Below are 18306 nucleotides of genomic sequence, written 5' to 3'. Positions count from 1 at the left end.
TATCGAAACGAGCCGGACCATGTCTTGGACCGATAGGGACGTTCGGCCCTAGCGTCCTGTCCATGGCTCTGGCAACGCGGACGGATCGACGGCCGTCCATGGCACGCACGGTGTGGGACTCCACCGTCGGCAAGAAGACCGTGATGGCGGTCAGCGGGCTGATCATGCTGCTGTACCTGGTCGTCCACATGATCGGAAACCTGAAGATCTTCTTCGGGGCGGGCGAGTTCAACCACTACGCGCACTGGCTGCGCACCGTCGGCGAGCCCTTCATGCACTACGAGTGGACGCTCTGGCTCGTCCGGATCGTGCTGGTCGTCGCCGTGGTCGCCCACGCCACCTCGGCGTACCAGCTCAGCCGCCGCGACATCAAGGCACGCCCCAGCAAGTACGTGCACAAGAAGCCGCGGGCCTCCTACGCGACCCGCACCATGCGCTGGGGCGGCATCATCCTCGGCCTCTTCATCGTCTGGCACATACTCGACCTGACGACCGGCACCGTGCACCCCGGCGGCTTCCAGGAGGGCCACCCGTACCAGAACGTCGTGGACACCTTCTCCACCTGGTACGGCAACGTCATCTACATCGTCGCGATGCTCGCCCTCGGCCTGCACATCCGGCACGGGTTCTGGAGCGCCGCCCAGACCCTCGGCGCCGGCAGCCGTACCCGCGACCGCGCTCTGAAGGCCACGGCCAACGTACTCGCGCTGCTGCTCACGGTCGGCTTCATCGCCGTACCCGTGGGCGTCATGACCGGAGTGGTGAGCTGACATGACAACCTACGCGGACTACAGCACCGGTGAGCCGGTCGTCGACGGCAAGGCACCGTCGGGCCCGGTCGGCGAGCGCTGGGACAAGCGCCGCTTCGAAGCGAAGCTGGTCAACCCCGCCAACCGGCGCAAGCACACGGTGATCGTGGTGGGGACGGGGCTGGCCGGCGGCTCCGCGGGCGCCACCCTCGCCGAACAGGGCTACCACGTCGTCCAGTTCTGCTACCAGGACTCCCCGCGCCGCGCCCACTCGATCGCCGCGCAGGGCGGTATCAACGCGGCGAAGAACTACCGCAACGACGGCGACTCCATCCACCGGCTGTTCTACGACACCGTCAAGGGCGGCGACTTCCGGGCCCGCGAGTCGAACGTGCACCGGCTCGCGCAGATCTCCGTCGAGATCATCGACCAGTGCGTCGCGCAGGGCGTGCCCTTCGCCCGCGAGTACGGCGGCCTGCTCGACACGCGCTCCTTCGGCGGCGTCCAGGTGTCCCGGACCTTCTACGCCCGCGGCCAGACGGGCCAGCAGCTGCTGCTCGGCGCCTACCAGGCACTCAGCAGGCAGATCGCCGCCGGGAACATCGAGATGCACCCGCGTACCGAGATGCTCGACCTGATCGTCGTCGACGGACGGGCGCGCGGGATCGTGGCCCGGGATCTCATCACGGGCAAGATCGACACGTACTTCGCGGACGCGGTGGTGCTGGCCTCCGGCGGCTACGGCAACGTCTTCTACCTGTCGACGAACGCCATGAACTCCAACGCCACCGCCATCTGGCGGGCCCACCGGCGCGGCGCCTACTTCGCCAACCCCTGCTTCACACAGATCCACCCCACGTGCATCCCGCGCACCGGCGACCACCAGTCCAAGCTGACGCTGATGAGCGAGTCGCTGCGCAACGACGGCCGGATCTGGGTGCCGAAGGCCAAGGGCGACGACCGTCCCGCGAACAAGATCCCCGAGGACGAGCGCGACTACTACCTGGAGCGCATCTACCCGTCCTTCGGCAACCTGGTCCCGCGCGACATCGCCTCCCGCGCCGCGAAGAACGTCTGCGACGAGGGGCGGGGCGTCGGGCCCGGCGGGCAGGGTGTCTACCTCGACTTCGCCGACGCCATCAAGCGCATGGGGCGGGGGGCCGTGGAGGCCAAGTACGGCAACCTCTTCGACATGTACCAGCGGATCACCGACGAGGATCCGTACGAGGTGCCCATGCGGATCTACCCGGCCGTGCACTACACGATGGGCGGCCTGTGGGTGGACTACGACCTCCAGACCACCATCCCGGGTCTCTTCGCGATCGGCGAGGCCAACTTCTCCGACCACGGCGCCAACCGCCTCGGCGCCTCCGCGCTGATGCAGGGCCTGGCCGACGGCTACTTCGTGCTGCCGGCGACCATCAACGACTACCTCGCCCGCAACCCGCACCACGAGGCCGTCACCGCCGAACACCCCGTCGTACAGGAGGTGTTGGCGGAGACGGAGGACCGGCTCAACCTGCTCCTGTCCGTCGACGGCGACCGCACCCCCGACTCCTTCCACCGTGAGGTGGGCGAGCTGATGTGGGAGTTCTGCGGCATGGCCCGCACCGACAGCGGGCTGCGCAAGGCCCTGGAACGCATCCCGCAGATCCGCGAGGAGTTCTGGCGGCGCATCAAGGTGCCGGGCACCGGCGAGGAGTTCAACCAGTCACTGGAGAAGGCCAACCGCGTCGTCGACTACCTGGAGCTCGCCGAGCTCATGTGCCTCGACGCGCTGCACCGCTCCGAGTCCTGCGGCGGCCACTTCCGCGAGGAGTCGCAGACGCCGGACGGCGAAGCGGCCCGCAGGGACGAGGAGTTCGCCTACGCGGCCGCCTGGGAGTTCACCGCGACCGGTGCCTCTCCCGTCCTGCACAAGGAAGACCTGGTCTTCGAGTACGTCCACCCCACCCAGCGGAGCTACGCATGAAGCTCACCCTGCGCGTCTGGCGGCAGAAGAACGCCGACGCCGAAGGTGCCATGTCCACGTACGAGGTGGACGGGATCTCCTCCGACATGTCCTTCCTGGAGATGCTCGACACCCTCAACGAGGAGCTCATCCTCAGGGGCGAGGACCCGGTCGCCTTCGACCACGACTGCCGTGAGGGCATCTGCGGCGCGTGCTCGCTCGTGATCAACGGCGATGCGCACGGGCCCGAGCGGACGACCACGTGTCAGTTGCACATGCGGTCGTTCAACGACGGCGACACGATCGACATCGAGCCGTGGCGGGCGTCCGCGTTCCCGGTGATCAAGGACCTGGTCGTGGACCGGTCCGCGTTCGACCGGATCATCCAGGCCGGTGGGTACATCACCGCCCCGACGGGGGCGGCTCCCGAAGCGCACGCCACGCCGGTGCCGAAGCCGGATGCCGACTTCGCGTTCGAGCACGCCGAGTGCATCGGGTGCGGGGCGTGTGTCGCCGCCTGTCCGAACGGGGCGGCGATGCTGTTCACCTCCGCCAAGATCAACCATCTCAACGTGCTGCCGCAGGGGGCTCCCGAGCGGGAGACGCGAGTGCTCGACATGGTGGCGCAGATGGACGACGAGGGCTTCGGAGGCTGCACGCTCACCGGTGAGTGCGCCACCGCCTGCCCCAAGGGCATCCCGCTCATGTCCATCACCGGCATGAACAAGGAGTGGCTGCGGGCCACGCGGAAGGTGAAGCGGTAACAGGGCAGCCGCACAGCAGACGTTCGCCGACAGGTGCGGACGGGCGGGGCCGGGAGTGGTGCTCCCCGGCCCCGTCTCGCGTTGTCGCGCCGCCAGGTGAACGGCACCGGAGCGCCCGACTGACCGGACGGGCACCGGAAGATGGACGGCCGGTACCAGCCCACGCCGTTCAACATTCGCACATCCACTCTCCTGGCACCGGTCACGCACAGGCCAACCGGCATCGGAAGAACAGGGGCGGCACATCGCATCGCTCCCACCGCTCTCCGCTCGCCGTCCCCGGCCCGTGACCAGGAGTAAGCCATGACCGGCGTACTGACCGTCGAACGCCCCCCGCAGCCCACGGCACCCACCCGCTACACCGTCGGCCTCGCCCGCGACGAGGAGGACGTGCGCGCCGCCCAGCGGCTGCGGCACGAGGTCTTCGCCGGCGAGATGGGGGCCCTGCTGTCCACCCCGCAGCCGGGCCTCGACATCGATGCCTTCGACGCGTACTGCGACCACCTGCTGGTCCGCGAGGAGGTGTCCGGGCAGGTCGTCGGCACCTACCGCCTGCTGCCGCCGGAGCGGGCCGCGGTCGCGGGCCGGCTGTACTCCGAGGGCGAGTTCGACCTCACCCGCATCGACGCCCTGCGCCCGAACCTGGTCGAGGTCGGCCGCTCCTGCGTCCACCCCGACCACCGCGACGGCGCCGTCATCAGCCTCATCTGGGCCGGCATCGCCCGCTACATGATCGACCGCGGCCACGAGTGGCTGGCCGGCTGCTGCTCCATCCCGCTGGCCGACGGCGGCACGCTCGCCGCCGCGACCTGGGACCGCGTACAGGCCAAGCACCTGGCCCCGGAGGAGTACCGCGTACGACCGCTGCGCCCCTGGCAGCCGGCCACCTCCGCCCCGGCCACCCGCACCGAACTCCCCGCCCTCCTGCGCGGCTACCTCCGCCTCGGCGCCTGGGTGTGCGGCGAGCCCGCCCACGACCCGGAGTTCGGGGTCGCCGACATGTACGTGCTGCTGTCGATGCGCCGGGTCAACCCGCGCTATCTGCGGCACTTCCTCTCCCTCGTCCCGGCGTGAGGGACGTGGCGGCCATGAGCACCCACTCCCTCGGTGCCGTGGGTCTGCCCACGGTGACCGCGCCCACGGCCGGGGCGGCCGGCGCACCGGCCGCAGCCGCCCACGCCGCCGAGTCGGCGACCCTCTGGCGGCCCAGCGCGCCCTGCACCCCGCACACGTGCGTGGACGTGACGGGACCGGCCAGGGCCGTACCCCTGGCCGCCCTGCGGCTCGCGGCGGTCCTGTTCCTGCTGGTCGTCGGGTGCCTGGCCATCCCGCTCGGCGGACGCATACCCGCGGAACTCATCCAGCGCTGGTGCCGCTGGGTCGTGCGGGCCTCGGGAGTCCGGGTCCGCATCGACGGCGGTGCCGCGCCCGACGGCGGGCTGCTGCTCGTCGCCAACCACGTCTCCTGGCTGGACATCCCGCTGCTCGCCGCCGTGCGCCCCGCCAGGATGCTCGCCAAGTCGGAGATCCGGCAGTGGCCGGTGGCGGGGTGGCTGACCGCCCGCAGCGGCGCCCTGTTCATCGACCGGGACCGTATCCGCGCCCTGCCCGAGACGGTGGCCCGGATCGCCGAGGCGCTGCGGGGCGGCGAAGCGGTCGCCGTGTTCCCCGAGGGCAGCACCTGGTGCGGCCGCGCCCAGGGCCACTTTCGCCGGGCCGCCTTCCAGGCAGCCCTCGACGCGGGCGTCCCCGTCCAGCCGGTCCGCCTGCACTACCGGACGGCCCAGGGCGCGCCCGGCACGGCGGCCGCCTTCGTCGGCGAGGACTCGCTGCTCACCTCGGTGTGGCGGGTGGTGCGGGCACGCGAGCTGGTCGCCGAGGCGCAGGTGCGGGAGCCGATAGCGCCGGGCAGCGGCACCGACCGCCGTTCCCTGGCCCGGGCGGCCGAAGTGTCCGCGCTGGGCGGCGGGCGGCAGGTCCAGGTCACCGGCCCGCGGCGCACCGTGCCCTTCCCGGTGCCCGGCGCTGTCCGCACGGCGCACAGCGCCGGCGCCGCACAGCCGCCGTCGGTCCTGGCGCGCGAGGCCCTTACGGCATGACCCGGGCGAGATACGGCGCGGTCGCGCTGCCTCTCGTCCGCGCCACCTGAGCGGGCGGACCCGCCGCCACGACGCGTCCGCCCGCCCCGCCGCCGCCCGGCCCCAGGTCGATCACCCAGTCCGCGCCCGCCACGACGGACATGTCGTGCTCGACCACGACGACGGTGTGCCCGGCGTCGACCAGCCCGTGCAACTGGCGCATGAGCACCTCGACGTCGGCCGGGTGGAGCCCGGTCGTCGGCTCGTCGAGGAGGTAGAGGGTGTGGCCGCGACGGCCGCGCTGGAGCTCACTCGCCAGCTTGATGCGCTGGGCCTCACCGCCGGACAGCTCGGTGGCGGGCTGGCCGAGCCGCAGGTAGCCGAGACCGACGTCGAGCAGGGTGCCGAGACTGCGGGCCACGGCCGGAGTGTCCGCGAAGAAGTCCGCGGCCGACTCGACCGTGAGGTCCAGCACCTGCGCGATGTTCCGTCCCCGGTACGCCACTTGGAGCGTCTCGGGGTTGTAGCGCGCCCCGCCGCAGTCCGGGCACGGCGCGTACGTGCTCGGCAGGAACAGCAGCTCGACGCTGACGAACCCCTCACCCTGACAGGTCTCGCAGCGCCCCCCGGCGACATTGAAGGAGAAGCGCCCGACACCGTAACCGCGCTCCCGCGCCTCGTCGGTGGCCGCGAACACCTTGCGCACGACGTCGAACAGGCCGGTGTAGGTGGCGAGGTTGGAGCGCAGGGTGCGGCCGATCGGCTTCTGGTCGACCGACACCAGGCGGCCCACGCCCGCGAGGTCCTCGGTGATCTCGCCGATGAGCGTGGACTTGCCCGAGCCGGAGACACCGGTGACGGCCGTGAACACCCCGAGGGGGAACTCTGCGGTCACCCCGCGCAGATTGTGCCGGGTGACCGGTCCGACCTTCAACTGGCCGTACGGGACGCGGACTTGGCGTACGGTTGCGGGGGCCTCGTCGAACAGGAAACGCGCCGTCGCCGACTCCTCGACCGCCGCCAGCTCGGCCACCGGCCCGCTGTACAGCACCTCCCCGCCGTGCTCACCCGCACGCGGCCCCACGTCGACCAGCCAGTCGGCGCCGCGCACGACGTCGAGGTGATGCTCGACCACGAACACCGTGTTCCCGGCCGCCTTCAGCCGCGCCAGCACCGTCAGCAGCGCCTCCGTGTCCGCCGGGTGCAGTCCCGCGGACGGCTCGTCGAGGACGTACACGACACCGAAGAGCCCGGACCGCAGCTGGGTCGCGAGCCGCAGGCGCTGCAGTTCGCCCGCCGACAGCGTGGGCGTGGCGCGGTCGAGGGCGAGGTAGCCGAGGCCGAGTTCGACGACGGGTGCGATACGGGACTTGAGGTCGCCGGTGAGGACCCGGGCCGTCTCCGACGAGGCTTCGCCGTCCAGCACGCCCGCCAGCTCCGTCAACGGCAGCGCGGCCAGCTCGGCGATCGTCCGGCCGGCGAAGGTCACCGCCAGCGCCTCGGGCCGCAGCCTGCTGCCGCCGCACGCCGGACAGGGCGCGGAGGCGAGGAAGCGTTCCGCCTTCGCCCTGAGGGTGGGGCTCTTGGAGTCGGAGAAGGTCTTCATGACGTACCGCCGGGCGCTCATGTACGTGCCCTGGTACGGCCGTTGGATGCGGTCGGCGTCACGCACCGGGTGGACGGTGACGACCGGCTGCTCGTCGGTGAACAGGATCCACTCGCGCTGCTCGGCGGGCAGCTCGCGCCAGGGCCGGTCGACGTCGTGGCCGAGCGCGTCGAGGATGTCGCGCAGGTTCTTGCCCTGCCAGGCCCCCGGCCACGCGGCGATCGCGCCCTCCCGGACCGACAGCGACGGGTCGGGGACCAGCAACTCCTCGGTCGTACGGTGCACTTGGCCCAGCCCGTGACACTCCGGGCACGCCCCCGCCGCCGTGTTGGGCGAGAAGGCGTCCGAGTCGAGCCGCTCGGCGCCCGGCGGGTGGTCGCCCGCGCGGGAGAACAGCATCCGCAGGGAGTTGGAGAGGTTGGTGACCGTGCCGACGGACGAGCGGGACGTCGGCGCCGAGCGGCGCTGCTGGAGCGACACGGCGGGCGGAAGGCCGCTGATCTCACCGACCTTCGGCGCCCCGACCTGGTGGATCAGCCGGCGTGCGTACGGCGCGACCGACTCGAAGTAGCGGCGCTGTGCCTCCGCGTAGATCGTGCCGAAGGCGAGCGACGACTTCCCGGAACCGGACACGCCGGTGAACACGGTCAGCACGTCCCGCGGAATGTCGACGTCCACGCCCTTGAGGTTGTGCTCACGGGCGCCGCGGACACGGACGTACGGGTCGTGCGGGGAATGCATGGGTACGAGCTCCGGAGGCGCGAGTCGGGTATGGGCAAACCCCGCGATTCTATGCGAACCAGACGCTCGTCCGTTCGAGCCACCTGATGTTCACGAGGCCGTCGGCTCACTCACACCGGGCGCCCATAACGTCTCGCCAGTCTCTCTTCCTACCGAGGAGTATCGTGAGCGTTTCAGCTTTGAGCAGTCTCACCGCCGCACTGCTGATGGTCTCGGGCGCCGCCGCCCCGCAGCCGGTCGCCGTCTCCGCCCGCGTCGAGACGCCTGCCGTGTACGACGACGAGGCGGGCGGCAACGCCGACGCCGACGACCCGGCCGTCTGGGTCGACCCCGACCACCCGGGCCGCAGCATCGTGATCGGCACCCTCAAGGAGGCCGGCCTCGACGTGTACGGCCTCGACGGCAGACGGCTCCAGCACATCGCGGCGCCCGAGGCCCCGAACGACGACGCCGCGCCCGGCCGCTTCAACAACGTCGACGTCGTCCACGGCTTCGAACTGGGTGGCAGGAAGACCGACTTGGCCCTGGTCAGCGACCGCGGCCGGGACCGGATCCGGGCCTACGCGATCGACCCGGCCGCCGTGGCGGCGGGCAGGCCCCCGCTGAAGGACGTGACGGCGGCCGACGCCGCGCCGGTCTTCTCCGCGAGCGAGGCCGAGGTCGACGACCAGCGCACCGCCTACGGGCTGGCCGCCTTCAGCGACGACGACAACGCGTACGTCGCCGTGTCGCGCCGGTCGGAGACCCGGGTACGGCTGCTCCAGCTGGAGGACCGCGACGGCCGCGTCGGCTACAAGACGGAGGACACCCTCGACCTGCCCGCCTCCTTCACCCTGCCGAACGGCACGAGCTGGACGCCGTGCGCCGACCCGGGTGACCACGCACAGGTCGAGGGCATGGTCGTGGACCAGGAGCAGCACGTCCTGTACGCGGCCCAGGAGGACGTCGGGCTGTGGCGGGTCGACCTCGACGACGAGGAGTTCGACCGGCCCGAGCTGATCGACCGGGTACGGGAGTACGGCACCCCGTGGACCTACGACGCCCAGGAAGAGGAGTGCGTCCTCGACACCGCCCACGACCCCGGCTTCGGCGGTGAGCACCTGAGCGCCGACGCCGAGGGCGCCGCGATCTACCACGCCGCCGACGGCAAGGGCTACCTGCTCGCCTCCAGCCAGGGCGACAACACCTTCGCCGTGTACGAGCGCCAGGGCCGCAACGCCTACCTCGGCTCCTTCGCCGTCACCGACGGCGCCGCCACCGACGGGGTGCAGCACTCCGACGGCGCCACCGTGGTCAACGTCCCGCTCGGCCGGTCCTTCCCCAAGGGCCTGCTCGTCACCCACGACGGGGAGGCCACGCCCGTGGACGGCGACCGGGAGGGCACGAACTTCAAGCTGACGGGCTGGGAGTCGGTGGCCACCGCGTTCCCGCAGCGGCTGACGATCGACACCCGGTCGTTCGACCCGCGCGACACGGACTGACCCGTGACCGGCGGCTCGCCCGGATCATGCCCGGACGATCCGGGCGAGCCGCCGGTAGGAGTCCACCAGGGCATCCCGGTCGTACGTACTGGTCGTGACCAGCACCTCCTGCGCGCCCGTCTCCTTCAGCACCGTCTCCAGCTCGTGCGCGACCTGTTCCTCCGTGCCCGCGATGTGTCCGGTGAGGCCGCTCTCGTAGAAGCCGCGCTCTTTGGCGGTCATCGTGAGCGCCTCGACGCGCTCGGCGGGCGGGAGCGGCGGGAAGGTGCCGTGCGTGCGCGAGTGGGCCATCGACCAGGCCTCCGGGACCAGCAGACGCCGGGCTTCCTCGGGCGTGGCGGCCACCGCGACCGTGCCGGAGATCACGACGTACGGCTCGCTCGCCCAGGGGGAGGGGCGGAAGTGGTCGCGGTAGTGGTCGATGCCGCTCCGCATCCTGGCCCGGTCGCGGAAGTCACCGATGACCATCGGCAGGCCCGCGCGGGCCGCGATGTCCGCGCCCTCGCCCATGGCCAGCACGAACGGCGGCACGGTCAGGCCCTCGGCGGGCCGCGCGTGCACCCCCGTGGGCGAGGCGCCGAGGAACCAGCCGAGCAGCTCCTGGATCTGCGCCGCGAAGTCCTCCGCGTCCCCCTTGTCCCGCCCGAGCGCCCTGCGCACCCCGTCCGTGAAGCCGACGGACCGCCCCAGCCCCATGTCGATACGGCCCGGGAAGAGGGACTCCAGGACGCCGAACTGCTCGGCCACGACCAGCGGTCGGTGGTTGGGCAGCATCACCCCGCCGGTCCCGACCCGGATGGTGCGGGTCGCGGACGCGACGGCGGCGGCCAGCACGGTCGGCGCCGAGCCGGCGACACCGGGTACGCCGTGGTGTTCCGAGACCCAGATGCGGTGGTAGCCGAGCGCCTCGATCTCCTGCGCCAGCCGTACGGTGTCGCGCAGCGCCTCTCCGTTCGGGTGGCCCTCGCGGGTGCGGGAGCGGTCGAGGACGGAGAAGCGGGTCGCGGCGATCACGGAACTCATACCGGGTTCAACACCTGGGAGCCCGCCGGATTCCTCACGGTGCGATGTTGTGGTTGAGGCGGAACAGGTTTCCCGGGTCGTAGCGCCGTTTCAGGTCCCTGAGACGGGCGTAGTTCGCGCGGTAGTTGGCCTGGACGCGGTTCTGGTCGTCGTGGTCGATGAAGTTGACGTAGCCGCCCCCCATGGAGTGCGGTTCGAGTGCCTGGTGGAAGCCGCGCACCCAGTCCTTCTGGGCCTCGCAGTCCGCACGGGTCGTGAGGGTCCCGCTGAGTGCGAACGAGTAGTCGGCGTCCCGGTAGGAGAAGGCGGTCTCCTCCGGACCCACGCGGTGGCAGGCGCCGTCGAGGGGGATGCCGACCGTGACGCTCTGGATGGACGGGGTGGCGGCGCCGTACTCGACGCAGGCCTCGATGGCACCGTCGGACAGGCCCTGGGTGAACGTGCCCTTCCAGTAGTGGTAGAGCCCCGGTGGCACCAGGTCGTCGAAGAGGGTGTTGATCACCGGGTAGGGGATGCGCTCCAGATACTGACCCAGCACCGGCCCGACCGCGGCGAGGCGGCCCCGGATCCGGTCGTCCTCGTCCTGCGACCCGGTCCAGCAGGCGATCACGCCGCACAGCGGCCGTCCGTGCCAGCGCTCGGGCAGGAACGGCACCGGGGGCCCGAGCCCGACGACGAGCAGCGCGCCGAGGTCGTCGTCCGCCTCGCCGACCATGTCCCGATAGCGGCGGATCACGTCGCTGTCGAGCGGGAAGAACGTCGGTCCGCCGAGGATGTCGGCGACCGGGTGCAGCCGGAACGCGAACGACGTCACGACCCCGAAATTGCCACCGCCCCCGCGCACGGCCCACAACAGGTCGCTGTTGTGCTCGGCGGTGCAGGTCACGAAGTGTCCGTCGGCCGTCACCAGGTCCACCGAGGCCAGGTTGTCGCAGGCCAGACCGCAGCGCCGGACCAGGTACCCCATGCCGCCGCCCGTCGTCAGGCCGCCGACGCCTGTCGTGGAGACCATTCCGCCCGTGGTGGCCAGCCCGAAGGCGTACGTGGCGTGGTTGACGTCCGCCCAGGTGCAGCCGCCCTCCACCCAGGCTGTCCGCGTCTCGGGGTCGACGCGGATACCGCGCATCAGGCCGAGGTCGAGGACGACACCGCCGTCGCAGGTCCCGTAGCCGGGGACGCTGTGGCTGCCGCCGCGCACGGCGAGCGCCAGGCCCTGGTCGCGGGCGAAGTCCACCGTCGCGATGACGTCGCCCGCGTCGACCGCCCGCACGATGATCGCGGGCCGCCTGTCGTGCATCGCGTTGTAGACCTTGCGGGCCTCGTCGTAACCCGGATCGCCGGGCTCGACGATCTCACCGCGTACGGCCCCGCGCAGCCGCTCCAGCAGCTGGTGGTCGAAGGTCGGCGTGTAGGTGGTCATGATCGCCACCTGCCTTCCGCTCCTGAGGTAGGGGTCTGCGCCGGAGCTCTCGCGCGCTGCGAGCAGCACCGCCCCCTCACCAGAATAGGCAGGCCGGGCGCCGCGGGACTCAGTGCACGGAGACGTCCGACGGCGCCGCGTGCTCGTGCTCGCAGACGTCGTCGATGCCGTAGGTGTCCCAGGCGGGGAACGGGTCGGCGGCCGGGAGGCTCTCGCCGTCCCTCAGGAGGCACTCGGTCAGGGCGGACCGGAGCGCATCCGCCCGCAGATGCGTGCCGATGAAGACCAGCTCCTGCGCGTACGGCGCGTCGGTGTCCAGGGCGGCGCTGGGCTCGAAGCGGGCGACGGCACCGGCCTGCGACCACAGCCCCGTCACCCGCGGCCGACTGGCGAGGGTGAAGAACCCCTTGGAACGCAGCACCTTCCCGTACGCGCCGCTGTCGAGCTCCTGCGTGACGAAGGTCCACAACCGGCCCGGGTGGAAAGGAAGTTCGGAGCGGAACACCGTCGAGGAGATCCCGTACTCCTCGGTCTCGGGGACGTGGTCGCCGTTGAGTTCCCGCACCCAGCCCGGGGCCTGCTGGGCGCGTTCCAGGTCGAACAGCCGGGTGCCGAGCACCTCTTGGAGCGCCACCTGCCCCTGTACGGTGTCGACGATCCGGGCGGCGGGGTTGAGCCGGGCCAGCGCCGCCCGCAGCCGGTCCGCCGTCATGTCGTCCACGAGGTCGAGCTTGTTCAGGACGATGACGTCCGCGAACTCGACCTGGTCGATGAGGAGATCGCTGACGGTGCGCTCGTCGTCCTCGTACTGGTCGAGGCCGCGCTCGGCGAGTTCGTCGCCGCTGTCCAGCTCGGTCAGGAAGCCGGCGGCGTCGACGACCGTGACCATGGTGTCCAGCAGGGCGAGGTCGCCGAGGGTGGCTCCGTCGTCGCGCGCGAAGGCGAACGTGGCCGCGACCGGCATGGGTTCGGAGATGCCGGACGACTCGATGAGGAGATGGTCGAAGCGGCCCTCGCGGGCGAGCCGGTCGACCTCCGTCAGGAGGTCGTCGCGCAGGGTGCAGCAGATGCAGCCGTTGGTCATCTCGACCAGGCGCTCCTCGGTCCGCGACAGCGCGGCCTCGCCGCCGCGCACCAGCGCCGCGTCGATGTTGATCTCGCTCATGTCGTTGACGATGACCGCGACGCGCAGTCCCTCGCGGTTGGCGAGGACGTGGTTGAGCAGGGTCGTCTTGCCCGCCCCGAGGAAACCGGACAGGACGGTGACGGGCAGACGGCTCTCGTACGGCATTCCCGTCAGCCCTCGGGGCGCAGCAGCCCGCGCTCGTACGCCTTGACCAGGTGCTGCGGCACGAGGTGGCTGACGCCGTCGACGGTGACGGGCACGAGCTGCGGCGTGCTCGCCTTCCACTGGGCGCGGCGGTGGCGGGTGTTGCTGCGGGACATCTTCCGCTTGGGGACAGCCATGACGGACCTCCTCGGTGGGTGAACACCGAGGACGCTACATGAAAATGGATCCCATTAACAATTGCCGGGGCCGGGTGGTCCGGCCGGCGGTCAACGGCGTGACCGCACCCGCGCGTCCCGGGGCGGCCGGATGAACTGCAGCTCCAGCGTGACCGGCGGGTCGGCCAGGCCCGGTCCGCCCGCGGCCGCCCACCGCACGATCTCCTCCGTGCCCTCGTCGTCCATCGCGAAGCCCACCCAGGTGGCCCGGCCGCCGGCCCGGCGCCCCGCGGCCGACGGCTGGACGACGATCACGTTGGCCTGGTCGCAGGGGCCCAGGCAGTCGGTCGTACGGACCTGGAAACCGTGCTCGGCCCCGGCCGCGCGCAGCCGCTCCACCTGCCCGGCGTGATCCGTGCCGGGGTGCTTGCGCGGATTGCCGCAGCAGCAGCCCCGGCAGACGACGAGGGTGCAGGGGCGCTCGCGGGCGGCGCCGATCAGGAACGTATGAGTGGGCATGACAGAAGCATCCCCTACTCCTTGGCGCCCACCAGCATCCGCACCTCGAACTCCTCGTAGGCGGCGTCCTCCTGCGGCTCCTGGCGGTTGCTCAGCACGGTGCCGAGCCAGCCGAGGAAGAAGCCCGCCGGGATGGAGACGATGCCGGGGTTCTGCAGCGGGAACCAGGCGAAGTCGGACTCCGGGTAGAACGAGCCCGGCGCGGAGGAGACGACGGGGGAGAACAGGACCAGCAGGACCGAGCAGACCAGTCCGCCCCAGAGGCTGAGCAGCGCCCCCTCGCCCGTGAAGCGGCGCCAGAAGAGGGTGTACACGATCGTCGGCAGGATCGCGGACGCCGCGATGGCGAAGGCGAGGAAGGCCAGCGTCGCGGTGTTGGCGCCCCAGGAGATCAGCGCGAGCATCATGGCGAGGACGCCGATGACGGCGGCGGACAGCCGGGCCACCATCAGCTCCTCGGTCTCGCTCGCGCGACCCTTGCGGATCACCTCGCCGTACAGGTCGTGGGCGAGCGACGAGGCGGCGGCCAGGGTGAGGCCGGCCGCGACGGCGAGCAGCGTGACGAAGGCGAGGCAGGACAGCAGGGCGGTGAGGATGCCGCCGCCGAGGGCGTTGGCGAGGAGCAGGACCGCGGAGTCGCCCTTGTGGTCCGTCTCCGAGATGGTCTCGCGGCCGACGATCGCGGTGGCGCCGAGGCCCAGGATGCCGGCGGCCAGGCAGACCAGGCCGACCAGGCCCACCGCCCACACCAGGGAGGAGCGCAGTACGTCGACCTTGCGCGGGGCGAGCAGGCGCATCAGGACGTGCGGGAGCGCGGCGAGGCCGAGGACGATGGCCAGTTCCAGGCTGAAGAAGTCGATCTTGCTGGTGGTGCTGACGCCGTAGCGCAGTCCGGGTTCGAGGAACTGTGTGCCGGTGCCGCTGTGGTTCGCGGCCGCGGACAGCAGGGCGCCAGGGTTCCAGTCGTAGTGGTGGAGCACCATGACCGCGGTGACCGTCACGCCGGCCACCAGCATCACGGCCTTGATGATCTGGATGACCGTGGCGCCGGGCGCGCCGCCGATCGCGGCGTACACGATGACGATGGTGCCGATCACGATCACGCACAGGGTGCGGGTCGCGGCGCTGGGTTCGCCGGTGAACTGGGTCAACAGGGCCATGCTGCCGACGAGTTGGGCCACCAGATACAGCGTGGTGATGGCGAGGGTGCACACGGCGAGGGCGAGCCGCGCCGGGCGCTGGAGCCGGGTCAGGCGCAGTGCGAGTGTGTCGCCCAGGGTGAACCTGCCGGTCCGGCGCAGGGGTTCGGCGATGAGCAGCAGCACCATCATCCAGGCGACGACGGTGCCGCCGAGGTACAGCAGTCCGTCGTACCCGGTGAGGGCGACCAGGCCGGTACTGCCCAACAGCGTCGCGGCCGACAGGTAGTCGCCGCACATGGCGAGGCCGTTGCGCAGCGGGGACATGGTGCGGTTGCCGAGGTAGAACTCGCTGAGCTCGTCGCGCTGAGGAGCCGTCAGCAGCGCCATGAACAGCGTGACCACGACCACCGACAGGAACAGCACGAACGTCAGGTTCAGGCTGAACCGGTCGACGATGCCTGCGGACATGGTCACCACGTGCGGTACCCCCTGGAGCCGGGCTGGACGGTCTGCTGGCTCTCGCCGCGGTGCGCGGTGGAGCGGAGTGAGTTGGCCTCGTGCTGGTCCAGCCGCGAGCCCAGGCCGCGGGCGAGCGGGTCCACCCGGGTGCGCATGTGCCGGACATAGCACCAGGCCGTCACGCCCATCACGACGAACTGCCCGAGCCCCAGGGCGAGACCGAGCGTGAGGTGACCGAGCAGACGCTGGTTCATCAGACCCGGGACGGAATGCGACAGCAGGACGTAGAGCAGGAATCCGCCGACCGACAGGAGCGTCGCGCGGACTCCGAACCTGCGCTGGGCACGGCGCAGTGAGTGAAATTCGGGATCTTCGGATATGCGCTGGGACGGCGCGGGTCCCGCGGGTTCATTGCTCGGGGAACTGTATGTGAAAGAATTGTCGTGCCAAGGTGAAAACTCGGGCACAGGCGCACCTTCTTTGCTGCGGCATGCCGGACATACGGGGGGCGCGGGATTTGTGACGGGGAGTGGGTGAGCGGCGGCGAGTCCGGAAGCCGGAGTATGGCAGCGGGCTCTTTGAAGAATCAACCGCCGAGATGAATTGCCCTACTGTGGTGGCGCATTCACGCCCCTCGTGATCATTTCGTTGCCTTGCATGGCCTGCGAAAAGGGCCTTCCGGGAAATAGTCCGGACCATTTGTTTCGGCCGGACTGTCTCAAACACGACCCGTGCGAGACAGTCCGGCCGAGCCGTTCAGAACCGGGCGCCGACAGCGGTGCCGCTCCGCGGCACGAGGAAGCTCGGCGCCGACGGCAGCGAACCGTCGGCGGAGCGCGGGCCGGTGATCGCGGTCGGGTCGGTGCTGAGCACCGAGGAGGCGTTCCAAGTGCCGCCCAGGTTCCATGAGTTGCCGCTGGCGGTCGTCCCCGTGCCGACGGCCGCCGCGCGTGCGTCGGCGACGGACAGGTTGGCGGTCAGGGTGGCGGTGCCGCCCGAGACATCGGCGTCGAAGCCGGTGCCGGCGTTGGCCCACGTCGTGTTGCGGGTCATGGTCAGGGCGCCGGGATTGCCGTTGTCCGTGACGCCGTGCGCCGCGTTCCTGAACGCGACGGAGTTGCGCAGGGCGTGACCGACTGCCGGGGCCGGGCTGCCGCCGCCCATCTTGAAGCCGTTGCCGTCGCCCGAGAAGTCCGGGAAGTTCCAGCGGTTGTAGCCGTTGCCGTACGCGATCGTGTTCTCGATGTGAATCGGCGAGGCGAACTTCCAGGCGTCGAACCCGTCGTCGACGTTGTTCCACAACCGGGCGCCGCGCACCACGTTCCCGGTTCCGCTGCCCTCCTTGATGGCCAGGCCGTCGGCGCTCTCCCCGTTCTTGCGCGGGTCGCGGTTGCCGTAACTGTCCAGATTCAGGATCCGGTTGTTGCTGGAGGATCCCTGGAGCTGGAAGCCGGACTCGTAGTTGTCGTGCGTGACCAGCCGGGAGAAGACGTTGTTGTTGCAGCCGTCGCAGTAGAGGCCGTACGGGCCGTTTACCAGCTCCAGACCGGAGACCCGCCAGTGCGAGGCCTCCATGTGGATCGCCCCGCGTTCGGCCCGGGGGATGCTGCCGCCCACCGGCGTGTGACTGGCGGGCAGTTGCTCGCCGTCGACGACCACGCGCTCGCCCTGGTAGGGGCCGAGGCTGATCGGCTGGGTGGCGGTGCCCGAGGTGGTGACGGTGATGTTGTCGGTGAGGGTGTAGGTGCCGCCGCGTACGGTGATGACGTCGCCGGGCCGCGCCAGGTCCACGGCCCGCTGGATCGTCCGCAGCGGCTGGGCCAGGGTGCCCGGCGCCGAGTCGCTCCCCTCGGTCGCCACCACGAGTGTCGTCGCGCCGGACGCCTCGCTCGCCGGGCCCAGTACCGTCAGCACGGCCGCGCCCACCGCCGCCGCCGTCCAGATCGCCGTACCGCGCATGCCGCTCACCGTGTTGCGCATGGGGCCTCCCGCCTCCGCCTGCGTACCGTGTCGCAGAGCAGTGGCCGCCCGGGGCGCGGAGGTTGCCGGGGTGCGCGGGACGCGCGGCAGGCACGCTCGCCGCGTTGCAGAACCGCCCACGTGGGGCCCGCCCTCCGGGCGGACGGCGGGAATTTGGCGACAGGACCTAGGGTGAGCGCTGTGACCGACAGCAGCGAACGCCCGCTCGCCGTGTTCGACCTGGACAACACCCTCGCCGACACGGCACATCGTCAGCACTTCCTGGAGCGCCGACCGCGTGACTGGGACGCCTTCTTCGCGGCCGCCCCGCAGGACCCGCCCCTAGCGGAGGGCATCGCGCTGGTGCTGGAGAGCGCCGAGGAATGCGAGGTCCGCTATCTGACCGGACGGCCCGAGCGCTGCCGGCGGGACACGCTGGACTGGCTCGCGGCGCACGGGCTGCCCGAGGGACGCGTGTACATGCGCCGCAACGAGGACCGCAGGCCCGCCCGGCGCACCAAACTCGAGATCCTGCGCCGCCTCGCCCGCACCCACGAGATCCGGGTACTGGTGGACGACGACGAGTTGGTCTGCGAGGACGCCGAACGGGCCGGTTTCACCGTCGTAAGGGCGCGCTGGACCGCCCCCTCCGCCGCACTGAAGGTGGCGCAGGAGCGGGAGGGGCGGACCTGAGGACCGGGTACCGTCGGCGCATCCCGTCTGCCCGGCGGCGCCCGGCACGCACCGCTACTCGGCTTCCTCCAGGCGGAAGCCGACCTTCATGGTCACCTGCCAGTGCGCGATCTGCCCGTTGTCGAGCTGGCCGCGCACCTCGGTCACCTCGAACCAGTCCAGGTTGCGCAGGGTCTGCGAGGCGCGCTCGATACCGTTGCGGATGGCCTGGTCCACGCCCTCGGGCGAGGTGCCGACGATGTCCGTGACCCGGTAGGTGTGATTCGACATGCGGG

General features: G+C 71.1%; 17 protein-coding genes. 7 read left to right on the top strand and 10 right to left on the bottom strand.

The genetic code is table 11. The features are described from left to right. Positions 1 to 98 precede the first annotated feature (98 nt). From ACIREI_RS11635 to ACIREI_RS11615, 5 genes are all read left to right on the top strand, one after another. Positions 99 to 770 (top strand): succinate dehydrogenase, encoded by a 672-nt coding sequence (locus ACIREI_RS11635; RefSeq protein ID WP_403330907.1) that lies wholly within the window; start codon positions 99 to 101, stop codon positions 768 to 770. Between the two features lies 1 nt (position 771). Then, positions 772 to 2721 (top strand): fumarate reductase/succinate dehydrogenase flavoprotein subunit, encoded by a 1950-nt coding sequence (locus ACIREI_RS11630; protein WP_403330583.1) that lies wholly within the window; start codon positions 772 to 774, stop codon positions 2719 to 2721. Continuing rightward, positions 2718 to 3464: a succinate dehydrogenase/fumarate reductase iron-sulfur subunit gene (locus tag ACIREI_RS11625; protein ID WP_403330580.1), complete on the top strand. Its 747-nt coding sequence runs from the start codon at positions 2718 to 2720 to the stop codon at positions 3462 to 3464. Before ACIREI_RS11630 ends, ACIREI_RS11625 begins: the two co-directional genes overlap by 4 nt. Positions 3465 to 3767: 303 nt before the next feature. Continuing rightward, the gene (locus tag ACIREI_RS11620; RefSeq protein ID WP_403330577.1) at positions 3768 to 4538 is read left to right on the top strand and encodes a GNAT family N-acetyltransferase; all 771 of its coding nucleotides are present in this window, start codon (positions 3768 to 3770) and stop codon (positions 4536 to 4538) included. 14 nt (positions 4539 to 4552) lie between these two features. Then, entirely contained in the window at positions 4553 to 5563 is a 1011-nt protein-coding gene (locus tag ACIREI_RS11615; RefSeq protein WP_403330574.1) for a lysophospholipid acyltransferase family protein, read from the top strand. Here the strand turns inward: ACIREI_RS11615 and ACIREI_RS11610 are convergent. Beyond that, positions 5553 to 7889 carry an ATP-binding cassette domain-containing protein gene (locus ACIREI_RS11610; protein ID WP_403330571.1) on the bottom strand — a complete coding sequence of 779 codons (2337 nt, stop codon included), beginning with the start codon at positions 7887 to 7889 and terminating at the stop codon, positions 5553 to 5555. The two genes, ACIREI_RS11615 and ACIREI_RS11610, sit on opposite strands and share 11 nt — an antisense overlap. A gap of 164 nt (positions 7890 to 8053) precedes the next feature. On the opposite strand from ACIREI_RS11610, the gene ACIREI_RS11605 reads away from it, so the two are divergent. Beyond that, positions 8054 to 9370, top strand: a complete 1317-nt coding sequence (locus ACIREI_RS11605; protein WP_403330568.1) for a phytase — start codon at positions 8054 to 8056, stop codon at positions 9368 to 9370. A gap of 24 nt (positions 9371 to 9394) precedes the next feature. Here ACIREI_RS11605 and ACIREI_RS11600 read toward each other — a convergent pair whose 3' ends face one another. The 8 genes from ACIREI_RS11600 to ACIREI_RS11565 form a co-directional block, all read right to left on the bottom strand. Further along, positions 9395 to 10393: an LLM class flavin-dependent oxidoreductase gene (locus ACIREI_RS11600; RefSeq protein ID WP_403330565.1), complete on the bottom strand. Its 999-nt coding sequence runs from the start codon at positions 10391 to 10393 to the stop codon at positions 9395 to 9397. Positions 10394 to 10427: 34 nt separating this feature from the next. Further along, the gene (locus ACIREI_RS11595) at positions 10428 to 11813 is read right to left on the bottom strand and encodes an FAD-binding oxidoreductase (protein ID WP_403330562.1); all 1386 of its coding nucleotides are present in this window, start codon (positions 11811 to 11813) and stop codon (positions 10428 to 10430) included. A 109-nt stretch (positions 11814 to 11922) separates the two neighbouring features. Then, positions 11923 to 13104, bottom strand: a complete 1182-nt coding sequence (locus ACIREI_RS11590; protein WP_403330559.1) for a GTP-binding protein — start codon at positions 13102 to 13104, stop codon at positions 11923 to 11925. A gap of 5 nt (positions 13105 to 13109) precedes the next feature. Continuing rightward, on the bottom strand, positions 13110 to 13280 hold the full coding sequence (gene rpmF / locus ACIREI_RS11585; RefSeq protein WP_062716000.1) for a 50S ribosomal protein L32: 171 nt from the start codon (positions 13278 to 13280) through the stop codon (positions 13110 to 13112). A gap of 90 nt (positions 13281 to 13370) precedes the next feature. After that, entirely contained in the window at positions 13371 to 13778 is a 408-nt protein-coding gene (locus ACIREI_RS11580) for a (2Fe-2S) ferredoxin domain-containing protein (protein ID WP_403330556.1), read from the bottom strand. A 14-nt stretch (positions 13779 to 13792) separates the two neighbouring features. Further along, the gene (locus ACIREI_RS11575; RefSeq protein WP_403330904.1) at positions 13793 to 15388 is read right to left on the bottom strand and encodes a cation acetate symporter; all 1596 of its coding nucleotides are present in this window, start codon (positions 15386 to 15388) and stop codon (positions 13793 to 13795) included. 2 nt (positions 15389 to 15390) lie between these two features. Beyond that, entirely contained in the window at positions 15391 to 15846 is a 456-nt protein-coding gene (locus tag ACIREI_RS11570; RefSeq protein ID WP_403330554.1) for a DUF485 domain-containing protein, read from the bottom strand. 289 nt (positions 15847 to 16135) lie between these two features. Then, positions 16136 to 17359 (bottom strand): right-handed parallel beta-helix repeat-containing protein, encoded by a 1224-nt coding sequence (locus ACIREI_RS11565; RefSeq protein WP_403330551.1) that lies wholly within the window; start codon positions 17357 to 17359, stop codon positions 16136 to 16138. A 180-nt stretch (positions 17360 to 17539) separates the two neighbouring features. On the opposite strand from ACIREI_RS11565, the gene ACIREI_RS11560 reads away from it, so the two are divergent. Continuing rightward, the gene (locus tag ACIREI_RS11560; RefSeq protein ID WP_403330548.1) at positions 17540 to 18031 is read left to right on the top strand and encodes a hypothetical protein; all 492 of its coding nucleotides are present in this window, start codon (positions 17540 to 17542) and stop codon (positions 18029 to 18031) included. Between the two features lie 54 nt (positions 18032 to 18085). Here ACIREI_RS11560 and ACIREI_RS11555 read toward each other — a convergent pair whose 3' ends face one another. After that, entirely contained in the window at positions 18086 to 18301 is a 216-nt protein-coding gene (locus ACIREI_RS11555) for a dodecin (RefSeq protein WP_301995048.1), read from the bottom strand. Between the last annotated feature and the right edge of the window lie 5 nt (positions 18302 to 18306).

This window comes from Streptomyces sp. NPDC093591, assembly GCF_044764885.1.
Lineage (GTDB): Bacteria > Actinomycetota > Actinomycetes > Streptomycetales > Streptomycetaceae > Streptomyces.
The sequence above is the reverse complement of the archived record's forward strand: the minus strand, read 5'-3'. Positions and strand labels throughout refer to the sequence as shown.

What these genes read in the sequence shown, in the direction of transcription:
- ACIREI_RS11565 (WP_403330551.1), bottom strand. Translation starts at nt 17,359, where the DNA reads ATGCGCAACACGGTGAGCGGCATGCGCGGTACGGCGATCTGGACGGCG.
- ACIREI_RS11630 (WP_403330583.1), top strand. Translation starts at nt 772, where the DNA reads ATGACAACCTACGCGGACTACAGCACCGGTGAGCCGGTCGTCGACGGC.
- ACIREI_RS11575 (WP_403330904.1), bottom strand. Translation starts at nt 15,388, where the DNA reads ATGTCCGCAGGCATCGTCGACCGGTTCAGCCTGAACCTGACGTTCGTG.
- ACIREI_RS11620 (WP_403330577.1), top strand. Translation starts at nt 3,768, where the DNA reads ATGACCGGCGTACTGACCGTCGAACGCCCCCCGCAGCCCACGGCACCC.
- ACIREI_RS11580 (WP_403330556.1), bottom strand. Translation starts at nt 13,778, where the DNA reads ATGCCCACTCATACGTTCCTGATCGGCGCCGCCCGCGAGCGCCCCTGC.
- ACIREI_RS11595 (WP_403330562.1), bottom strand. Translation starts at nt 11,813, where the DNA reads ATGACCACCTACACGCCGACCTTCGACCACCAGCTGCTGGAGCGGCTG.
- rpmF (WP_062716000.1), bottom strand. Translation starts at nt 13,280, where the DNA reads ATGGCTGTCCCCAAGCGGAAGATGTCCCGCAGCAACACCCGCCACCGC.
- ACIREI_RS11615 (WP_403330574.1), top strand. Translation starts at nt 4,553, where the DNA reads ATGAGCACCCACTCCCTCGGTGCCGTGGGTCTGCCCACGGTGACCGCG.
- ACIREI_RS11635 (WP_403330907.1), top strand. Translation starts at nt 99, where the DNA reads ATGGCACGCACGGTGTGGGACTCCACCGTCGGCAAGAAGACCGTGATG.
- ACIREI_RS11625 (WP_403330580.1), top strand. Translation starts at nt 2,718, where the DNA reads ATGAAGCTCACCCTGCGCGTCTGGCGGCAGAAGAACGCCGACGCCGAA.
- ACIREI_RS11600 (WP_403330565.1), bottom strand. Translation starts at nt 10,393, where the DNA reads ATGAGTTCCGTGATCGCCGCGACCCGCTTCTCCGTCCTCGACCGCTCC.
- ACIREI_RS11610 (WP_403330571.1), bottom strand. Translation starts at nt 7,889, where the DNA reads ATGCATTCCCCGCACGACCCGTACGTCCGTGTCCGCGGCGCCCGTGAG.
- ACIREI_RS11590 (WP_403330559.1), bottom strand. Translation starts at nt 13,104, where the DNA reads ATGCCGTACGAGAGCCGTCTGCCCGTCACCGTCCTGTCCGGTTTCCTC.
- ACIREI_RS11555 (WP_301995048.1), bottom strand. Translation starts at nt 18,301, where the DNA reads ATGTCGAATCACACCTACCGGGTCACGGACATCGTCGGCACCTCGCCC.